This window comes from Streptomyces yangpuensis, assembly GCF_024666385.1.
In the GTDB taxonomy this organism is placed as follows: domain Bacteria; phylum Actinomycetota; class Actinomycetes; order Streptomycetales; family Streptomycetaceae; genus Streptomyces; species Streptomyces yangpuensis.
This window is the reverse complement of sequence record NZ_CP102514.1, coordinates 4478966-4493459: the sequence shown is the minus strand read 5'-3', so window position 1 is coordinate 4493459 and position 14494 is coordinate 4478966. Positions and strand designations below refer to the sequence as shown.

Genomic DNA, 14494 nt, shown 5'->3' with positions numbered 1-14494 from the left:
CGCCGGGGGCTACTGGCGGACGTGGGCGTTGACCCACTCCACGATCGATGTCGTCGTCGCGCCCGGGGTGAAGATCTCCGCCACGCCCTTTTCCTTGAGGGGGGCGATGTCGTCCTCTGGGATGATGCCGCCGCCGAAGACTTTGATGTCCTCCGCGTCGCGCTCCTTCAGGAGCTCCAGCACGCGCGCGAAGAGCGTGTTGTGCGCGCCCGAGAGGATCGACAGGCCGATCGCGTCGGCGTCCTCCTGGATCGCGGTGTCCACGATCTGCTCGGGGGTCTGGTGGAGGCCGGTGTAGATGACCTCCATACCCGCGTCCCGCAGCGCCCGCGCGATCACCTTGGCCCCGCGGTCGTGGCCGTCGAGACCCGGCTTGGCCACCACCACACGGATCGGACCGGTCACACCCATCGCACTGCCTCCCGAGTGAACGAACGTTAAGTACAGCATCGCGCACGCCGCCGTTTCGCGGTCAAGCACGAGGGGGAAATCACACGTGGGACGGCATTGCGCCACCGTGCCGCCAGCCGCACGGCACGGTGGCGCGGCGGCCGCCGCCCCCGGAGGACCACAGGAGGCCGTCGATGGGTCTGTCCTTACCCGTATCCGTCCCCGTCCCCTTCTCCGGTGCCGCACTGCGGGCCGGCGCACTCGAGGTCGTCGTGCTCGGCGGGCACCTCCTGCTGTACCCCACCGGGGTGTGCCAGGAGAAAATCGTCCGCGTCCCCGCCACGACACGCCCGCCCGTCCTGCTCCTCCACGGTTTCACCGACAACCGGTCCGTCTTCGTCCTGCTGCGCCGCGCCCTCGGCGCCGGCGGCCTGCGGCACGTGGAGGCGTACAACTACTCACCCCTCGCCCTCGACCTGCGCGTCATCGCCGACCAGCTCGCCCGGCGGGTCGAGGAGCTGTGCGAACGCACCGGGCAGGAGCGGGTGGACCTCGTCGGGCACAGCCTGGGCGGCCTGGTCGGGCGGTACTACGTGCAGCGACTCGGCGGCGACACGCGCGTACGCACCCTGGTCACGCTCGGCACCCCGCATTCCGGCACCCGGGTCGCCCCGTTCATGGACGCGCACCCCCTGGTGCGGCAGATGCGCCCGGGCTCCGAGGTGCTGGCCGAGCTGGCGGCGCCCTCGCCGGGCTGCTCCACGCGCTGCGTGGCGTTCTGGAGCGAATACGACACGCTCATGACCCCGGTCGGGAGCGCCCGGATCGAACACCCGGACCTGCGGGTGGAAAATGTGCAGGTCACGGGTATAGGCCATCTCGCGCTGCCGGCGCACCCGGCGGTCATCGCTGCGGTCGGGCGCGCCCTCGACGGCCCCGCTCCGGCCCTGGTGACGGGCCCGGACACCGCCTCCGTCGCCTGACCTTCCGACGACCGGGAGTCGAACACATTTCGAACTCAAGGCCAAGGCTGCGTCTTTCGGCGACCGAAAGACGGCCGAATGCCCGGTTCCGCTGATCTGGGGACCCGGCGAAGATTGTCGTTGCGAGTAACCGCCGGGTACAGTCACGCCACTGCTCTCCTCCGGTGAACTTCGAGTTCCCGGCCACCCAGGCCCCCACTGCCGAGGCGAAAGAGAAGTTGGTGAACGACCGCCCCTCGTCGGGCCAGTACCCGGATGCCGGGTATGACGGCCTTTCCACCACCGCTTTCGCTGGTGACTCGGCCTACGTTTCCTACGAAACGCAGGGCCAAGGGGTCAACTACGCTGCCTACGGCTCCTACGAGACCGGCGCGTACGACACCACCGCGTGGACCTCGCAGGACCCCTACCTGTCCACGGTCCCCTCGCAGTCCGCCCCCGAGGACACCACCGGGAGCTGGGACGCGAACGCCTGGAACGCGGCGGACACGGGCATGGGCGCGGCCACCGGCACGGACCACTCCGGCTACACCGCCCACCCGATGGCCTCCTTCGGCTACGACACCTCCGCCGAGCAGACCGGCCACTGGGCGATGCCCGGCTTCGGCACCACCGGCACCGATACCGGCGCCTACGACGCGACCGCCTGGAACACCGTCACGCAGACCCCGGCACAGCCCGAGGCCGAATACGCGTACGACTACGACTACCAGCCCGCGCAGCAGGACTACGCGTACGGCACGACCACCCTCGGCACGGTCGGCTACACCCACGAGGTCCAGGCCGCCGCACCCGACGCGGAGACCGGTACCGACCCCGCGGCCGTCGCCTACAGCGAGACCGCCGTTTTCGAGGTGCTCTCCGACGAGGCGCCCGCCACCGCAGAAACGTTCGAGTCGACCGAGTCGTACGAGCTGCCCGAGGTCCACGAACTGCACGGCGTCCACGACATGCCCACCCAGGCCATGCCGGTGACCTCCGCTCCGCGTTCCGCGCGCCGGACCGCGGCCAAGGGGAACGCCAAGGGCAGCGCCAAGGCGTCGGGTACCAAGGCGTCCGGCGCCAAGGCCGCCGGCGGGCGTCGGCGCACCCCGGCGAAGCGTTCCGCCCTGCTCACCGTCGCCGTCCCCTCCGCCTGCGTGATGGGCGTCGCCGGTGTCGCGGCCGCCTCCGTGAGCGGGCTCACCGGCACGGACAAGCCCGGCGAGGACACCACCACCATGGCCGCGCCCGACCCGGCCTCGGTGAAGCCGGTCGCGGCGAACACCAAGCTCGACACCCAGCTGGTCGCGCTCAGCGCCGACGCGGGCGACTTCGCGGACCGTGCGAGCCGCACGCAGGAGCGCATCGACCTGCGCGAACGCCAGGAAGAGGAAAAGAAGAAGAAGGCCGAGGAGGCCGCGGCCAAGGAGGCCGCCCGCCCCAAGTTCGCGGTCCCGGTCGCGCAGCACGGCCTCAGCGCCAGCTTCGGCCAGGCCGGCGGCATGTGGATGTCGGTGCACACCGGCATCGACTTCCCCGTGTCCTACGGGACCCCGGTCATGGCGGCCACCGACGGCACCGTGCGCACGCAGTACAACAGCGCCTACGGGAACATGGCCATCGTGACCGCGCCCGACGGCACGGAGACCTGGTACTGCCACCTCAGCTCCACCAAGATCCGCGGCGGCAAGGTCAAGGCCGGCGACGTCATCGCCTACTCCGGCAACTCCGGCAACTCCACCGGCCCGCACCTCCACTTCGAGGTCCGGCCCGGCGGCGGCTCCGCGATCGACCCCCTCGCCTGGCTGCGCAGCAAGGGCCTGGACCCGAGGTAGTCACCGGCTTCACCGAGTTCATGGAAGTGCCCGGCAGCGTTCTCGCTGCCGGGCACTTGCGTGTGCGGGCCGGTACGGCCCGCTCTCAGAGCTTCTGCACCGGCGCGTAGCGCAGCAGCAGCCGCTTCGGCTTGTCGTCGCCGAAGTCGATGGTGGCCTGCGCGTCCGCGCCCGCTCCCTTGACCTCCATGACGGTGCCGAGCCCGAACTGGTCGTGCGTGACCCGGTCCCCGACCGCCAGGGCGATGACGGGCTTGTCCGCGGCCCGGCGCGTCGCGAACCCGGACGGGCCCGACTTCGTGCGCGACGAGGACAGGAAGGCCTCGGGTGAGGTGCCGAAGGAGGACCGTCCGCCGCCCGAGCCCGAACCGTAGCCCGAACTGCGCATCGGGCCGGCCGGCTTCTGGGCCGCCCCCGTGCGCTTCCACCGCAGGTACTGGTCCGGGATCTCCTCCAGGAACCGCGACGGCGGGTTGTACGAGGGGGTGCCCCACGCGCTGCGCATGCTGGACCGGGTCAGGTACAGCCGCTCGCGCGCCCGCGTGATGCCCACGTAGGCGAGGCGGCGCTCCTCCTCCAGTTCCTTGGTCTGGCCCAGCGCGCGCATGTGGGGGAAGACCCCGTCCTCCATGCCCGTCAGGAAGACCACCGGGAACTCCAGGCCCTTGGCGGTGTGCAGGGTCATGAGGGTGATGACGCCGGAGCCGTCCTCGTCCTCGTCGGGGATCTGGTCGGAGTCGGCGACGAGGGCGACCTGCTCCAGGAACTCGGCGAGCGTGCCGGGGCCGGCGGGCGCGGCGCCCTCCGGCGCCTCGGCGGCCGCGGCCTCCCGCGCCTGCTCGAACTCAAGCGCCACGGCCGCCAGTTCCTGGAGGTTCTCGATCCGCGTCTCGTCCTGCGGGTCGGTCGACGCCTGGAGTTCGGCGAGGTAGCCGGTGCGCTCCAGGACCGCCTCCAGCACCACCGCCGGGCCGGCGCCCGAGTCGGCGATCGTGCGGAGCTCCTCCATCAGCGCGTTGAACCGCTTGACCGCGTTGGTGGAGCGGGCCGCCATGCCGAAGGCCTCGTCGACGCGCCGCAGCGCCTGCGGGAAGGTGATCTTCTCGCGCAGCGCGAGTGCGTCGATCATCGCCTCGGCGCGCTCGCCGATGCCGCGCTTGGGGACGTTCAGGATGCGGCGCAGCGGGACGTTGTCCTCCGGGTTCGCGAGGACGCGCAGGTACGCGAGGACGTCGCGGACCTCCTTGCGCTCGTAGAAGCGGACGCCGCCGACGACCTTGTACGGCAGGCCGACCCGGATGAAGATCTCCTCGAACACGCGGGACTGGGCGTTGGTCCGGTAGAAGATCGCGACGTCGCCGGCCTTGGCGTCGCCGGCGTCGGTGAGCCGGTCGATCTCGTCGGCGACGAACTGCGCCTCGTCGTGCTCGGTGTCCGCGACGTAGCCGGTGATGACCGCGCCGCTGCCGGCCTCGGTCCACAGGTTCTTGGCGCGGCGGTTCTCGTTGCGCTCGATGACGGCGTTGGCGGCGGAGAGGATCGTCTGCGTGGAGCGGTAGTTCTGCTCGAGCAGGATCGTCGTCGCGTCCTTGTAGTCCTCCTCGAACTGGAGGATGTTGCGGATCGTCGCGCCCCGGAAGGCGTAGATCGACTGGTCGGCGTCACCCACCACGCACAGCTCGGCCGGGGGCAGGTCCGGGTAGCCGGTGCCGACCAGCTCGCGCACGAGCGTGTACTGCGCGTGGTTGGTGTCCTGGTACTCGTCGACCAGGACGTGCCGGAAGCGGCGCCGGTAGTGCTCGGCGACGTCCGGGAAGGCCTGGAGCAGGTGCACCGTGGTCATGATGATGTCGTCGAAGTCGAGGGCGTTGGCCTCGCGCAGCCGCGCCTGGTACATCACGTACGCCTGGGCGAGCGTCTTCTCGAACCCGTCGGCGGCCTGGTCGGCGAAGGCCTCTTCGTCGATCAGCTCGTTCTTCAGGTTCGAGATCTTGGCGTTGAAGGACTTCGGCGGGAACTTCTTCGGGTCCAGGTCGAGGTCCCGGCAGACGAGCGCCATCAGGCGCTTCGAGTCGGCCGCGTCGTAGATCGAGAAGGAGGACGTGAAACCGAGCCGCTTGGACTCGCGGCGCAGTATGCGCACGCACGCGCTGTGGAAGGTGGAGACCCACATGGCGTTCGCGCGCGGGCCGACGAGGCCCTCGACGCGCTCCTTCATCTCGCCGGCGGCCTTGTTGGTGAAGGTGATCGCCAGGATCTGGCCCGGGTGGACGTTCCGGGCGGCCAGCAGGTGGCCGATGCGGTGCGTGAGCACCCTGGTCTTGCCGGAGCCGGCGCCGGCCACGATGAGCAGCGGGGAGCCCGCGTGCACCACGGCCGCGGCCTGCTGCTCGTTCAGGCCGTCGAGGAGCGTCGCCGGGTCGATGACGGGCCTGGGGGCGCCGTCCCGGTAGTACGCGTCGCCGGTCATGGGCACGTCGAAGTGCCCGCCGAAGAGGTCGTCGGCGCCCGCCTCCGGGGCCGGGTACTCCTCGGGCGGCGGCGGGACCTCGTCGGAGGGGGTGAGGTCCGCCAGGAAGCTGTCGTCAAAGAGGCTGCTCATCGCATTCCGAGTCTAGGGGGCGGGACCGACAGGCCAGCACGAGTTCCAGCAGCCCGGGGAAGCGGAGCTCCAGGTCGTCGCGGCGCAGCGCGAGGTAGAGCTTGCGGCCCTGGGGTCGCCGGCGGATGATCCCGCTCTCGCGCAGCGTCCTGAGGTGGTGCGTGACGCTCGACCGGGGCAGGTCGGGCACGACCTCACCGCAGAAGGCCTCCTCGCCGGAGGCGAGCCTGCGGACGATCTCCAGCCGGACGGGGTGCCCGAGCGCCGCCAGGACGTCGGCGAGCTCGATGCGGTCGACGGCGGGGTGGATCGGGTCGTCGGCGGCAGGCATGCCCTCCACTGTACGCAGCTCTCGTACGGACACCGACCCGCTTCCGGCGCCGCCCGCGGGCCCCCGTACGCTCGCTGCCATGGACGTACTCATCAGTGTCTTCGTCGGTCTGCACATCATCGGGATCGCGGCCCTTCTCGGCGGCTTCCTGACCCAGATGAAGGCGATGAGCGCGGGCACCGCCCGCTTCACGCCCGCCATGCTGCACGGTGCGCTCACCATGCTCGTCACCGGCGTGCTCCTCGTCGGCTTCAACGAGATGGACGGCACGCCCGTCAACAACATCAAGGTCGGCGTGAAGCTCGCCCTCCTCTTCGTAATCCTCGCCCTCGTCTACGTCAAGCGCGACGAGGAGCGCGTGGACAAGCCGCTGTTCGCCGCGGTCGGCGGGCTGACCGTGATCAACATCTTCATCGCCCTTCTCTGGCACTGACCCACACCGGAACGATCCGCTCCGGTCCTGTGCGGCCAGCTCCGGTCGCATCGGGGCACTTACGGTCATCACGTCATCCGCCCGTTACCTCGGGGTCTAGCGTCCTCCTCCTAGCACCGGCAGAGGAAGGACGTGAGGCCCTGGTGGCCAGTCATCGAAAGCCCAGGCAGCGCCCGCTCTCCGGCGGCTCGGTACGGACCGCCGCCACCATCGCCCTCGCGGGCGCTGCCACCGCCACCGCCTTCGAAGGCACCTCCCAGGCCGCCCCCCGGCCCACCCCCGCCCAGGTCAAGACCGAGGTGGACCGGCTCTACGAGGAGGCCGAGGCGGCGAGCGAGCGGTACAACGGGGCGAAGGAGCAGGCCGACGAGGCCGAACGGTCACTGACCGGCCTGCGGGACGAGGCCGCCCGCAAGACCGACCAGCTCAACACCGCCCGGAGCGCGCTCGGGTCGCTCGCCGCCTCCCAGTACCGCAGCGGCTCCCTGGGCACCGCCGCACAGCTCGCCCTCGCGGACGACCCGCAGGAGTACCTCACCCAGGCCTCCTTCATCTCCCGCGCCGGCCACCGCAACGCCGCCGGGATCGCCACGGTCCGCCGCAAGCTGGACGAGCTCGCGAAGCTGCGGGAGCGCGCCTCGGGGCGGCTCACCGACCTCCGTACCCGGCGGGACGAACTCGCCGCCCACAAGACCGAGGCCGAGGAGAAGCTCGCCGCCGCCAAGCGGCTGCTGGACAGGCTGACCGCCGAGGAGCGCGCCGCCTACGAGGCCCAGTCGTCCGGCGGGGCACCCTCCGCGGCCGCACCCTCCGGGGCCGCGTCCGCCGGGTCCGTCACCGCCGCGCCCCCGCCGCCCGCCGACGGCTCCCGGGCGGCCCGCGCCGTGGCCTTCGCGTACGGGGCGATCGGCAAGCCCTACGTCTGGGGGGCGACGGGGCCCGGCTCCTTCGACTGCTCGGGACTGACCCAGGCGGCCTGGCGCTCGGCCGGGGTCTCGCTGCCGCGCACGACCTACACCCAGATCAACGCCGGCCGGCGCGTGTCCCGCGACCAGCTGGCCCCCGGCGACCTGGTGTTCTTCTACTCCGGGATCACGCATGTCGGCCTCTACGTCGGCAACGGCCAGATGATCCACGCCCCGCGCCCGGGATCGACGGTCCGGCTCGCGCCGATCGACTCGATGCCCTGGGCCGGCGCCTCCCGCCCGGCCTGAGCCCCCGGCCCGGTGTGCGGCCCCGCCCGGACCGGCAGGGCCCGCCCGCGATCGGCAGACCCCCTACGGGGCCTTGACCACGCCGCTCAGCCAGCCGAAGGTCTGCGGCAGCTGCTTGGACCACGAGTCGAGGTTGTGGCCGCCGGTGACCTTCTCCGCGTGCACGACGGTCGGCTGCTGCGCGAGCGCCTTGAGGTCCATGCCGGACAGGTAGCCGTCCTGCTCGGCCCCCGACAGCCACAGCGAGACCGCCGGCGGCGCCGGCTGCGCCTTGAGGACGTTCTTCAGGTTGTGCGTGACGCGCAGCTGCGGGTCCTGGGCGACCAGCGAGGAGGGTTCCTGGCCGGGGTCGTTGTAGCCGGACAGGGAGACGGCGGCGCTGTAGCGGTCGGGGTGGGCGATCGCCAGCTTCGCGGCGCAGTAGGCGCCGGCCGAGTAGCCGGCCACGCCCCAGGTGCGGGCCTCGTCCGAGGCCCGGAAGTTGTCGACGACCATCTTGCGGACGTCGACGCTGAACCAGCTGTCCGCGTTGACCTTGCCGGGGAGGTTGGCGCAGCCGGTGTCGCCGTTGCCGACGAGCATGGCGCGCGGCGAGACGAGGATGAACGGCTGCACCTTGCCGCTCTTCATCAGCGGCTCCAGCACCTCGTGCGCCTTGAGCCCCTGGAACCAGGACTTGCCCGTTCCCGGGATGCCCGGGATCAGCTCGACCACCGGGAACTTCTTGTCCTTGAAGGCCGGGTCGTCGTACTGCGGCGGCAGCCACACCAGGACGTCGCCCTTGACCCCGGATATCTTGCCGTCGAGCTCGGTCTTCTGGACGCGGCCGCCGAGGCCCTCGACCGGCTGGAACGCCTGCTTGACCTTCGGGGCCTCTTCGACCTTCTTGCCGCCGAGGCCGTCCGGACCGAGGTCGGGGGCGGCGGTGACGTACTTGCCGGTGCCGAGCAGATCGCCCCACGAGTTGTAGAAGTGCTCGGCCCGGTTGACGGCCACGAACACCACGGCGACGGCTGTGACCTGGGCGAACACCACCATCAGGGTGCGCAGGGCAGCGCGCACGACGGCAGGGCCGCGCACCTTGCTCCACAAGGCCAGGGGAAGGACGACGGCGATCACGGTCAGTGCGATCACCGATACGAAGAAGGATGTACCGGTCAAGCTCATCACGCCAGCCTAGAGTGCGGCCGGCGCGGCGCCGGTTGCCCATCCCACCTGCGGTGTGGGTCACACCGCAGGCGGGGCGCCGTCCGGCGTCACACCAGGCGGCGGGCCGTCGCCCAGCGGGTCAGCTCGTGCCGGTTGGAGAGCTGCAGTTTGCGCAGGACCGCCGAGACGTGCGACTCCACCGTCTTGACCGAGATGAAGAGCTGCTTGGCGATCTCCTTGTACGCGTACCCGCGCGCGATCAGCCGCAGCACCTCCCGCTCGCGCTGCGTGAGCCGGTCCAGGTCCTCGTCCACCGGCGGCGCGTCCGTCGAGGCGAACGCGTCCAGCACGAAGCCCGCCAGCCGCGGCGAGAACACCGCGTCCCCGTCCTGCACGCGGAAGACCGAGTCCACCAGGTCGGTGCCGGTGATGGTCTTGGTGACATAGCCGCGCGCACCGCCGCGGATCACGCCGATGACGTCCTCGGCGGCGTCGGAGACCGACAGCGCCAGGAACCGCACCGGGTTCTCGGCGGCCGCCATCAGCGGGGCGCAGCGCCGCAGCACCTCGACGCCGCCGCCACCGGGCAGGTGCACGTCGAGGAGGACCACCTCGGGCCGGGTGGCCGTGATGACGGTGACGGCCTGGTCGACATCGGCGGCCTCACCGACGACCTCCACCCCGGTCCGGTCGGTCTCGCCGATCTCGGCCTGCACGCCCGTGCGGAACATCCTGTGGTCGTCCACGAGGACCACCCGGACCCTCCTGGTCGCCGCCACACCTGCGTTCTCTCCGGCCTCGGTCATGCCGTGTTCGCCGCCCTCTCCATCTCCAGCTCGACTTCCGTGCCGCCGTCGGGCGCGGACCGCAGTCGCGCGGTCCCGCCGTTGCGCTGCATCCGGCCGATGATCGATTCTCGTACGCCCATGCGGTCGTCGGGTACCGCGTCGATGTCGAAGCCCGGCCCGCGATCCCGTACGGACACGAACACCGTCTGCCCCTCCACCTCCGCGTACACCTGCACCGGCCCGCCCTCGCCACCGTACTTGGCGGCGTTGACCATCGCCTCGCGCGCGGCCTGGATCTGTGCGCCCAGCTTCTCGTCGAGCGGGCAGTCGCCGACCACGACGACCTCGATGGGCACGCCGTGGTGGTCCTCGACCTCGGCCGCGGTCTTCTTCACGGCCTCGGCCAGGGTGGCCGGCTCCTCGGCCTCGTCCTTGCCGGTGCCCTCGGGCTTGTAGAGCCAGTTGCGCAGCTCGCGTTCCTGGGCCCGCGCGAGCCGGCGCACCTCGCCCACGTCCTCCGCGTTGCGCTGGATCAGGGTGAGGGTGTGCAGCACCGAGTCGTGCACGTGGGCGGCGACCTCGGCGCGCTCCTGCGCGCGGATGCGCATCAGCCGCTCCTCGGAGAGGTCCTGGGTCATCCGGATCAGCCAGGGGCCGGCGAGCAGGGCGACGCCGACGAGGACGGCGAGGGTGGCGGTGAGGACGTTTCCGAGCTGCGCGGCGGAGCCCCGTACGACGATGAAGACGGTGAGGCCCACGCCGACCAGGGCGACCCCGGCGAGCGCGCGGGCCGCCTGGAAGAGGCGCCCGTGCCGCCCGGCGGCGGTGGTCCAGTGGGCGCGGCGGGCGTTGTCGGCCTGCCGCCACACCAGGACCACACCGGCCCCGACCAGCAGGGTCGGCCAGACGTAGCGGCCCGACTCGCCGCCGACCTGGACCTTGGAGATGAAGATGCCCGCGCCGATGAGCAGGGCGATCACTGCCGTGATCTGCCCGCGGTCGGGTTTGCGCAGGCGGCGGCTGCCGTCGGGGAGGGTTTCGAAGAAGGAGCGGTGCCCCGCGCGCCCGCCGACGCCGAGCGGTACGAACACCCAGAACGCGGCGTACAGCAGCACGCCCAGTCCGTCGCCCCACATGAAGAGGAGGAGGAACGCGAGGCGCACCCAGCCGACGGGCAGCCCGAGGTGCCCGGCCAGACCGCGCGCGACACCGCCGAGCATCCGGCCGTCGGCGCTGCGGTAGAGCTTGCGCTGCGGCGGATCGTCGGCGTCCGGGACGTGCGGGGGGCGGGTGGCGGCGGCTACGGGCATGTCACCAAGGGTCACACGGCGGACCGGGGCCGGGCATCAGGGCATCCCCCCACTTCTGCCCGGGGGATATCAGGGTTGCGCCAGGGTAGGGCCGGATTCCGGGCGCCCCCGCCGGCCGTCACCATGGACGCATGACCGAAGTACACGATGCCCCGGCGGCGGACCCCGGGGCGCTCCGGACGGCCGAGACGCGGCCGCCCCTGCGCCGCAGCAAGCGCGACAAGGTCCTCGCGGGTGTGTGCGGCGGCCTGGGCCGGTACTTCGGCCTGGACCCGGTCGTCTTCCGGATCGTCCTCGGCGTCCTCGCGGTCACCGGGGGCGTCGGCCTCATCTTCTACGGCTTCGCGTGGCTGCTGCTGCCGCAGGAGGGCGAGGAGGACAGCGAGGCGAAGAAGCTGCTGACGGGCCGGGTCGAAGGAGCGACGCTGGCGGCGGTGTTCACCGCGCTGGTGGGCTGCGCGCTGTTCCTGTCGATGCTGGACAACGGCGCGCTGGCGGTGTTCTCGGTCCTGGTCGTCCTGGCGCTCGGCGGGGCCTCCTACTGGTCGCAGCGGCGGCGGCAGGCCGTCGCCCCCGAGACGGAGGCGCCCGCCCCGGGCGGGTCCGCCCCGCGCACCGCGCACTCCCCGGCGGCCCCGCCGGAGACGAAGGCGCCGCCCGCGCCCGGTGCCCCGTCCTGGTGGCGGGACCCGCTGGTCAAGGACGGCACCACCGGACCCGTCGGTTCGACGGGCTACCTGTGGGGGCCCGACGACGCCGCCGGCCCGGCGGAGTCCGGCGCCGTCGGCGCCGCGGCCGCCCGCCCGACCGCGGGCGCGGCCCCGGTTCGGCGGCGCGGTGGCATCGGCGGCCGGGTCTTCCTGATCGCCCTGCTGGCCGGGGCCGTCGGTACCGCGGCGGACTGGGAGGGCAGCCCGCTGGGTGAGGCCCTGCAGACCGGACTCGCCTGCGCGCTGATCGTCTTCGGTCTCGGCCTCGCGGTCAGCTCCCTGCTGGGCCGCACCGGCTTCGGCACGGTCGTCCTGGCGGTGTTCACCTCCCTCCTGCTGGCGGGCGCTGCGGCGCTGCCGCGCGACATCGGCACCGACTGGGGGACATTCGAGTGGCGGCCGGTCGCGGTGACCGACCTACGGCCCGAGTACGAGGCGGGCACGGGGCTGGCCGTACTGGACCTGAGCCGCCTGGACGTGCCCAAGGGCACCACCGTGGCCGTCAGGGCCTCCATCGACGTGGGCCGGCTCCAGGTGGTGCTGCCGCGGGAGGCCACCGTCCGCACGGACGTCACGGTCCGGCGTCTGGGCGACATCCAGATGCCGGACGACTACGAGGGCCGGATCGAGCGGGTCGGACCCGGGCAGCAGAACCGGACCGCGACCTTCGCCCCGGCCGCCGGCGCAGAGACCGGCGGAACGATCGAGCTGGATCTCAGTGCGGGTATCGGACAGGTGGAGGTGGAGCGTGCGGCGTCATGAGTTCCAGCCGGGACGGCTGATCGCGGGACTGGTCCTGCTGCTGGCGGGCGTGCTCTACCTGGTAGAGACCACCGGGGAGGCCGATGTGCCGTGGTACGCGGTCATCCCGATGACCGCGGGCGGGCTGACGCTGGCCGCACTGGTGGGGCTGGTCACCTATGCCGTACGCCGGGACCGGCGCGACCGGATCTCCGAGTCCAACGACAGGTAGGGCGCACCGGCGAGGATCAGCGGGGTCCAGGCCATCAGGTAGATCAGATCGTTGCCGTAGTAGTACGGGGACACCGCCCACGAGACCGTGAGCCACAGGCTGAGCGAGATCAGGGCCCCGCCGACGGCCGCGGCCCGCGACAGCAGGCCGGCCAGGGTGCCGAGGCCCACCAGGATCTCGGCGACGGCGAGGAACACGGCGAAACCCACGGGCGACTGCAGGGACAGATCCACGAGGGCGGGGACCGCGGAGGTGTCGCGCACCCCGCGCATCAGGTCGCCGATGGAGCCGTCGCCGGAGGCGGAGAGGAACGCGGGATCGGTGAGCTTGTCCACACCCGCGTAGACGAAGGTCACGCCGAGGAACAGCCGCAGGGGCAGCAGGTGGTACCGGGCAGCCTGGTCACGCAGCCCGCGCGGTACGTCGGTCCGGGGAGGTGCTTCGGTTCTGGTCACGCGACATGTCTACCCCGATCACTCGGCCACGTCGATGGTGCAGCGGTTGGATTCCACTCCGGCGGCCGTGACCACCTGGATCTCGGTGCGCCCCGGCTCCACTTCCGCCGGGACCGGCACCGTCAGCACCGTGTCGGAAGGGTTGGTGAAGCCGCCCGGCACCGGTACCAGCGGTACGTGCACGTGGACCGCCCCGATCCGCACCACCAGCCGGGCGAGCATCTCCGGGGTCTGCGCCCCGGGCGGCACGAAGCCCACACCGCGGATCTCGATGTCGTCCCCGGTGCGGACGGCGGCGTCCAGGTCCCCGGGCTCGCGTCTGCGGACCACCGACAGCACGAGCGGGCGGCTGCCCTCCGCGTACTTCGCCGCCAGGTACACCGCGGCCGACAGCGCCATCAGCAGGGCCAGCGCCCAGGGCAGCTGGGGCAGCCGGTCCGGGAAGCGGGCGAGCGAGGCCGCCGCGTAGGCCAGTACGGCCGTCGAGACGAGTACGTACTGCGCGTCGGGGAAGCTCCCGCGGCCCGCGTCGTCCGTGAGCAGGTCCGCTCCGCGCGGCCGGTCGGCCGGCAGCTTCTGCAGCCGCTGGCTCATGATCCGTACGCAGACCACCCGGCGCACCAGTACCGCCACCCCGGAGGTCAGCACGACCACCGACAGCAGCGGCAGCGCCCGGTCCAGAGCGAGGCCCGCGTACAGCGCCTGCCGCTCCGGGCCGGGGGCCGACGCGGCCAGCCGCAGCGCGGGCAGCAGCGTCGCGAACGACGTCAGCACCACCCAGGCGCTGGGCACCGCCTTCGAGGTGGACAGCCGGTTGTCCTCGCCGACCAGCGGGGCCAGCAGCCCGCCGCGCAGCGACTGGGCGCGGGCCGCGACCGTCAGCAGCCCGGCCAGCAGGAGGGCGGCGAGGAGTCCGGCGGTGCGGGCCGTGGACCAGCCGGTGCCGAGCGCGGCGGCCACCTGGACCAGCAGCAGGACACCGGCGGCGATCCAGACGGCGAGGACGGCCCGCCGGGAGAACACGTACAGCCAGGAGTTGCCGGCCTCCCGGCCGCGGTCGGCGACGTTGCGGGCCGACAGGGCCAGCTCGTCGGAGACCCACTGCCGGGAGGCGCCGAGGGAGTGGGCGACGGCGGCCGGCACGCCCTGCCCGGCGGCGAACTCGTCGCGCTTCTCCAGGAACGCGGCGACCGCTCGGCGGTGCCCTTCCCGTGCGCACTCCTCGCAGGCGCAGGCAGTGGTATGGGTGCCGCGGGACATCTCTTGGACAGCCACGTACGTGCCGCCTCTCTGAACTACGGGGCAATGCCAGCGAATTGTGCACCACTGCGGCAGTGCT

The 14494-nt window shown here is 72.1% G+C and carries 14 protein-coding genes; 6 read left to right on the top strand and 8 right to left on the bottom strand.

All coding sequences use genetic code 11. The features are described 5' to 3' along the window. Window positions 1-9: 9 nt before the first annotated feature. Entirely contained in the window at window positions 10-411 is a 402-nt protein-coding gene (gene icmB / locus NRK68_RS20665) for a coenzyme B12-dependent isobutyryl CoA mutase small subunit (RefSeq protein WP_030961008.1), read from the bottom strand. A 173-nt stretch (window positions 412-584) separates the two neighbouring features. On the opposite strand from icmB, the gene NRK68_RS20660 reads away from it, so the two are divergent. Continuing rightward, window positions 585-1373, top strand: a complete 789-nt coding sequence (locus NRK68_RS20660; protein ID WP_183066894.1) for an esterase/lipase family protein — start codon at window positions 585-587, stop codon at window positions 1371-1373. A 164-nt stretch (window positions 1374-1537) separates the two neighbouring features. Continuing rightward, on the top strand, window positions 1538-3190 hold the full coding sequence (locus tag NRK68_RS20655) for a M23 family metallopeptidase (RefSeq protein WP_373023627.1): 1653 nt from the start codon (window positions 1538-1540) through the stop codon (window positions 3188-3190). 85 nt (window positions 3191-3275) lie between these two features. On the opposite strand, the gene pcrA is transcribed toward NRK68_RS20655, so the two are convergent. Together pcrA and NRK68_RS20645 are read right to left on the bottom strand one after the other, a co-directional pair. Beyond that, complete coding sequence (gene pcrA, locus NRK68_RS20650; protein ID WP_183066895.1) at window positions 3276-5792, bottom strand: DNA helicase PcrA; 2517 nt, start codon at window positions 5790-5792, stop codon at window positions 3276-3278. Beyond that, window positions 5776-6123 (bottom strand): ArsR/SmtB family transcription factor, encoded by a 348-nt coding sequence (locus tag NRK68_RS20645; RefSeq protein ID WP_183066896.1) that lies wholly within the window; start codon window positions 6121-6123, stop codon window positions 5776-5778. The genes pcrA and NRK68_RS20645 overlap by 17 nt, the downstream gene beginning before the upstream one ends. A gap of 79 nt (window positions 6124-6202) precedes the next feature. Between NRK68_RS20645 and NRK68_RS20640 the strand changes: the two genes are divergently transcribed. Both NRK68_RS20640 and NRK68_RS20635 read left to right on the top strand, forming a co-directional pair. Then, complete coding sequence (locus NRK68_RS20640; RefSeq protein ID WP_183066897.1) at window positions 6203-6556, top strand: hypothetical protein; 354 nt, start codon at window positions 6203-6205, stop codon at window positions 6554-6556. 143 nt (window positions 6557-6699) lie between these two features. Beyond that, on the top strand, window positions 6700-7770 hold the full coding sequence (locus tag NRK68_RS20635) for a C40 family peptidase (protein WP_183066898.1): 1071 nt from the start codon (window positions 6700-6702) through the stop codon (window positions 7768-7770). A 63-nt stretch (window positions 7771-7833) separates the two neighbouring features. On the opposite strand, the gene NRK68_RS20630 is transcribed toward NRK68_RS20635, so the two are convergent. From NRK68_RS20630 to NRK68_RS20620, 3 genes are all read right to left on the bottom strand, one after another. Next, the gene (locus NRK68_RS20630; RefSeq protein ID WP_183066899.1) at window positions 7834-8937 is read right to left on the bottom strand and encodes an alpha/beta hydrolase; all 1104 of its coding nucleotides are present in this window, start codon (window positions 8935-8937) and stop codon (window positions 7834-7836) included. Window positions 8938-9026: 89 nt separating this feature from the next. Next, entirely contained in the window at window positions 9027-9725 is a 699-nt protein-coding gene (locus NRK68_RS20625) for a LuxR C-terminal-related transcriptional regulator (RefSeq protein ID WP_183066900.1), read from the bottom strand. Then, window positions 9722-11017 (bottom strand): ATP-binding protein, encoded by a 1296-nt coding sequence (locus tag NRK68_RS20620; RefSeq protein ID WP_257856389.1) that lies wholly within the window; start codon window positions 11015-11017, stop codon window positions 9722-9724. The genes NRK68_RS20625 and NRK68_RS20620 overlap by 4 nt, the downstream gene beginning before the upstream one ends. Window positions 11018-11148: 131 nt before the next feature. Here NRK68_RS20620 and NRK68_RS20615 point away from each other — a divergent pair, with 131 nt between their 5' ends. After that, window positions 11149-12489: a PspC domain-containing protein gene (locus tag NRK68_RS20615; protein ID WP_257856388.1), complete on the top strand. Its 1341-nt coding sequence runs from the start codon at window positions 11149-11151 to the stop codon at window positions 12487-12489. Beyond that, a complete protein-coding gene (locus NRK68_RS20610; protein WP_257856387.1) occupies window positions 12476-12700 on the top strand; it encodes a hypothetical protein in 225 nt (74 codons plus the stop codon). The genes NRK68_RS20615 and NRK68_RS20610 overlap by 14 nt, the downstream gene beginning before the upstream one ends. Here the strand turns inward: NRK68_RS20610 and NRK68_RS20605 are convergent. Together NRK68_RS20605 and NRK68_RS20600 are read right to left on the bottom strand one after the other, a co-directional pair. Continuing rightward, window positions 12646-13155 carry a DoxX family membrane protein gene (locus NRK68_RS20605; protein ID WP_183066904.1) on the bottom strand — a complete coding sequence of 170 codons (510 nt, stop codon included), beginning with the start codon at window positions 13153-13155 and terminating at the stop codon, window positions 12646-12648. The genes NRK68_RS20610 and NRK68_RS20605 overlap by 55 nt on opposite strands. Window positions 13156-13173: 18 nt before the next feature. Further along, on the bottom strand, window positions 13174-14430 hold the full coding sequence (locus NRK68_RS20600) for a hypothetical protein (RefSeq protein ID WP_183066905.1): 1257 nt from the start codon (window positions 14428-14430) through the stop codon (window positions 13174-13176). Between the last annotated feature and the right edge of the window lie 64 nt (window positions 14431-14494).

Coding starts and splice junctions, on each gene's coding strand:
- icmB (WP_030961008.1), bottom strand. CDS start 411: ATGGGTGTGACCGGTCCGATCCGTGTGGTGGTGGCCAAGCCGGGTCTC.
- NRK68_RS20660 (WP_183066894.1), top strand. CDS start 585: ATGGGTCTGTCCTTACCCGTATCCGTCCCCGTCCCCTTCTCCGGTGCC.
- pcrA (WP_183066895.1), bottom strand. CDS start 5,792: ATGAGCAGCCTCTTTGACGACAGCTTCCTGGCGGACCTCACCCCCTCC.
- NRK68_RS20645 (WP_183066896.1), bottom strand. CDS start 6,123: ATGCCTGCCGCCGACGACCCGATCCACCCCGCCGTCGACCGCATCGAG.
- NRK68_RS20640 (WP_183066897.1), top strand. CDS start 6,203: ATGGACGTACTCATCAGTGTCTTCGTCGGTCTGCACATCATCGGGATC.
- NRK68_RS20630 (WP_183066899.1), bottom strand. CDS start 8,937: ATGAGCTTGACCGGTACATCCTTCTTCGTATCGGTGATCGCACTGACC.
- NRK68_RS20625 (WP_183066900.1), bottom strand. CDS start 9,725: ATGACCGAGGCCGGAGAGAACGCAGGTGTGGCGGCGACCAGGAGGGTC.
- NRK68_RS20620 (WP_257856389.1), bottom strand. CDS start 11,017: ATGCCCGTAGCCGCCGCCACCCGCCCCCCGCACGTCCCGGACGCCGAC.
- NRK68_RS20615 (WP_257856388.1), top strand. CDS start 11,149: ATGACCGAAGTACACGATGCCCCGGCGGCGGACCCCGGGGCGCTCCGG.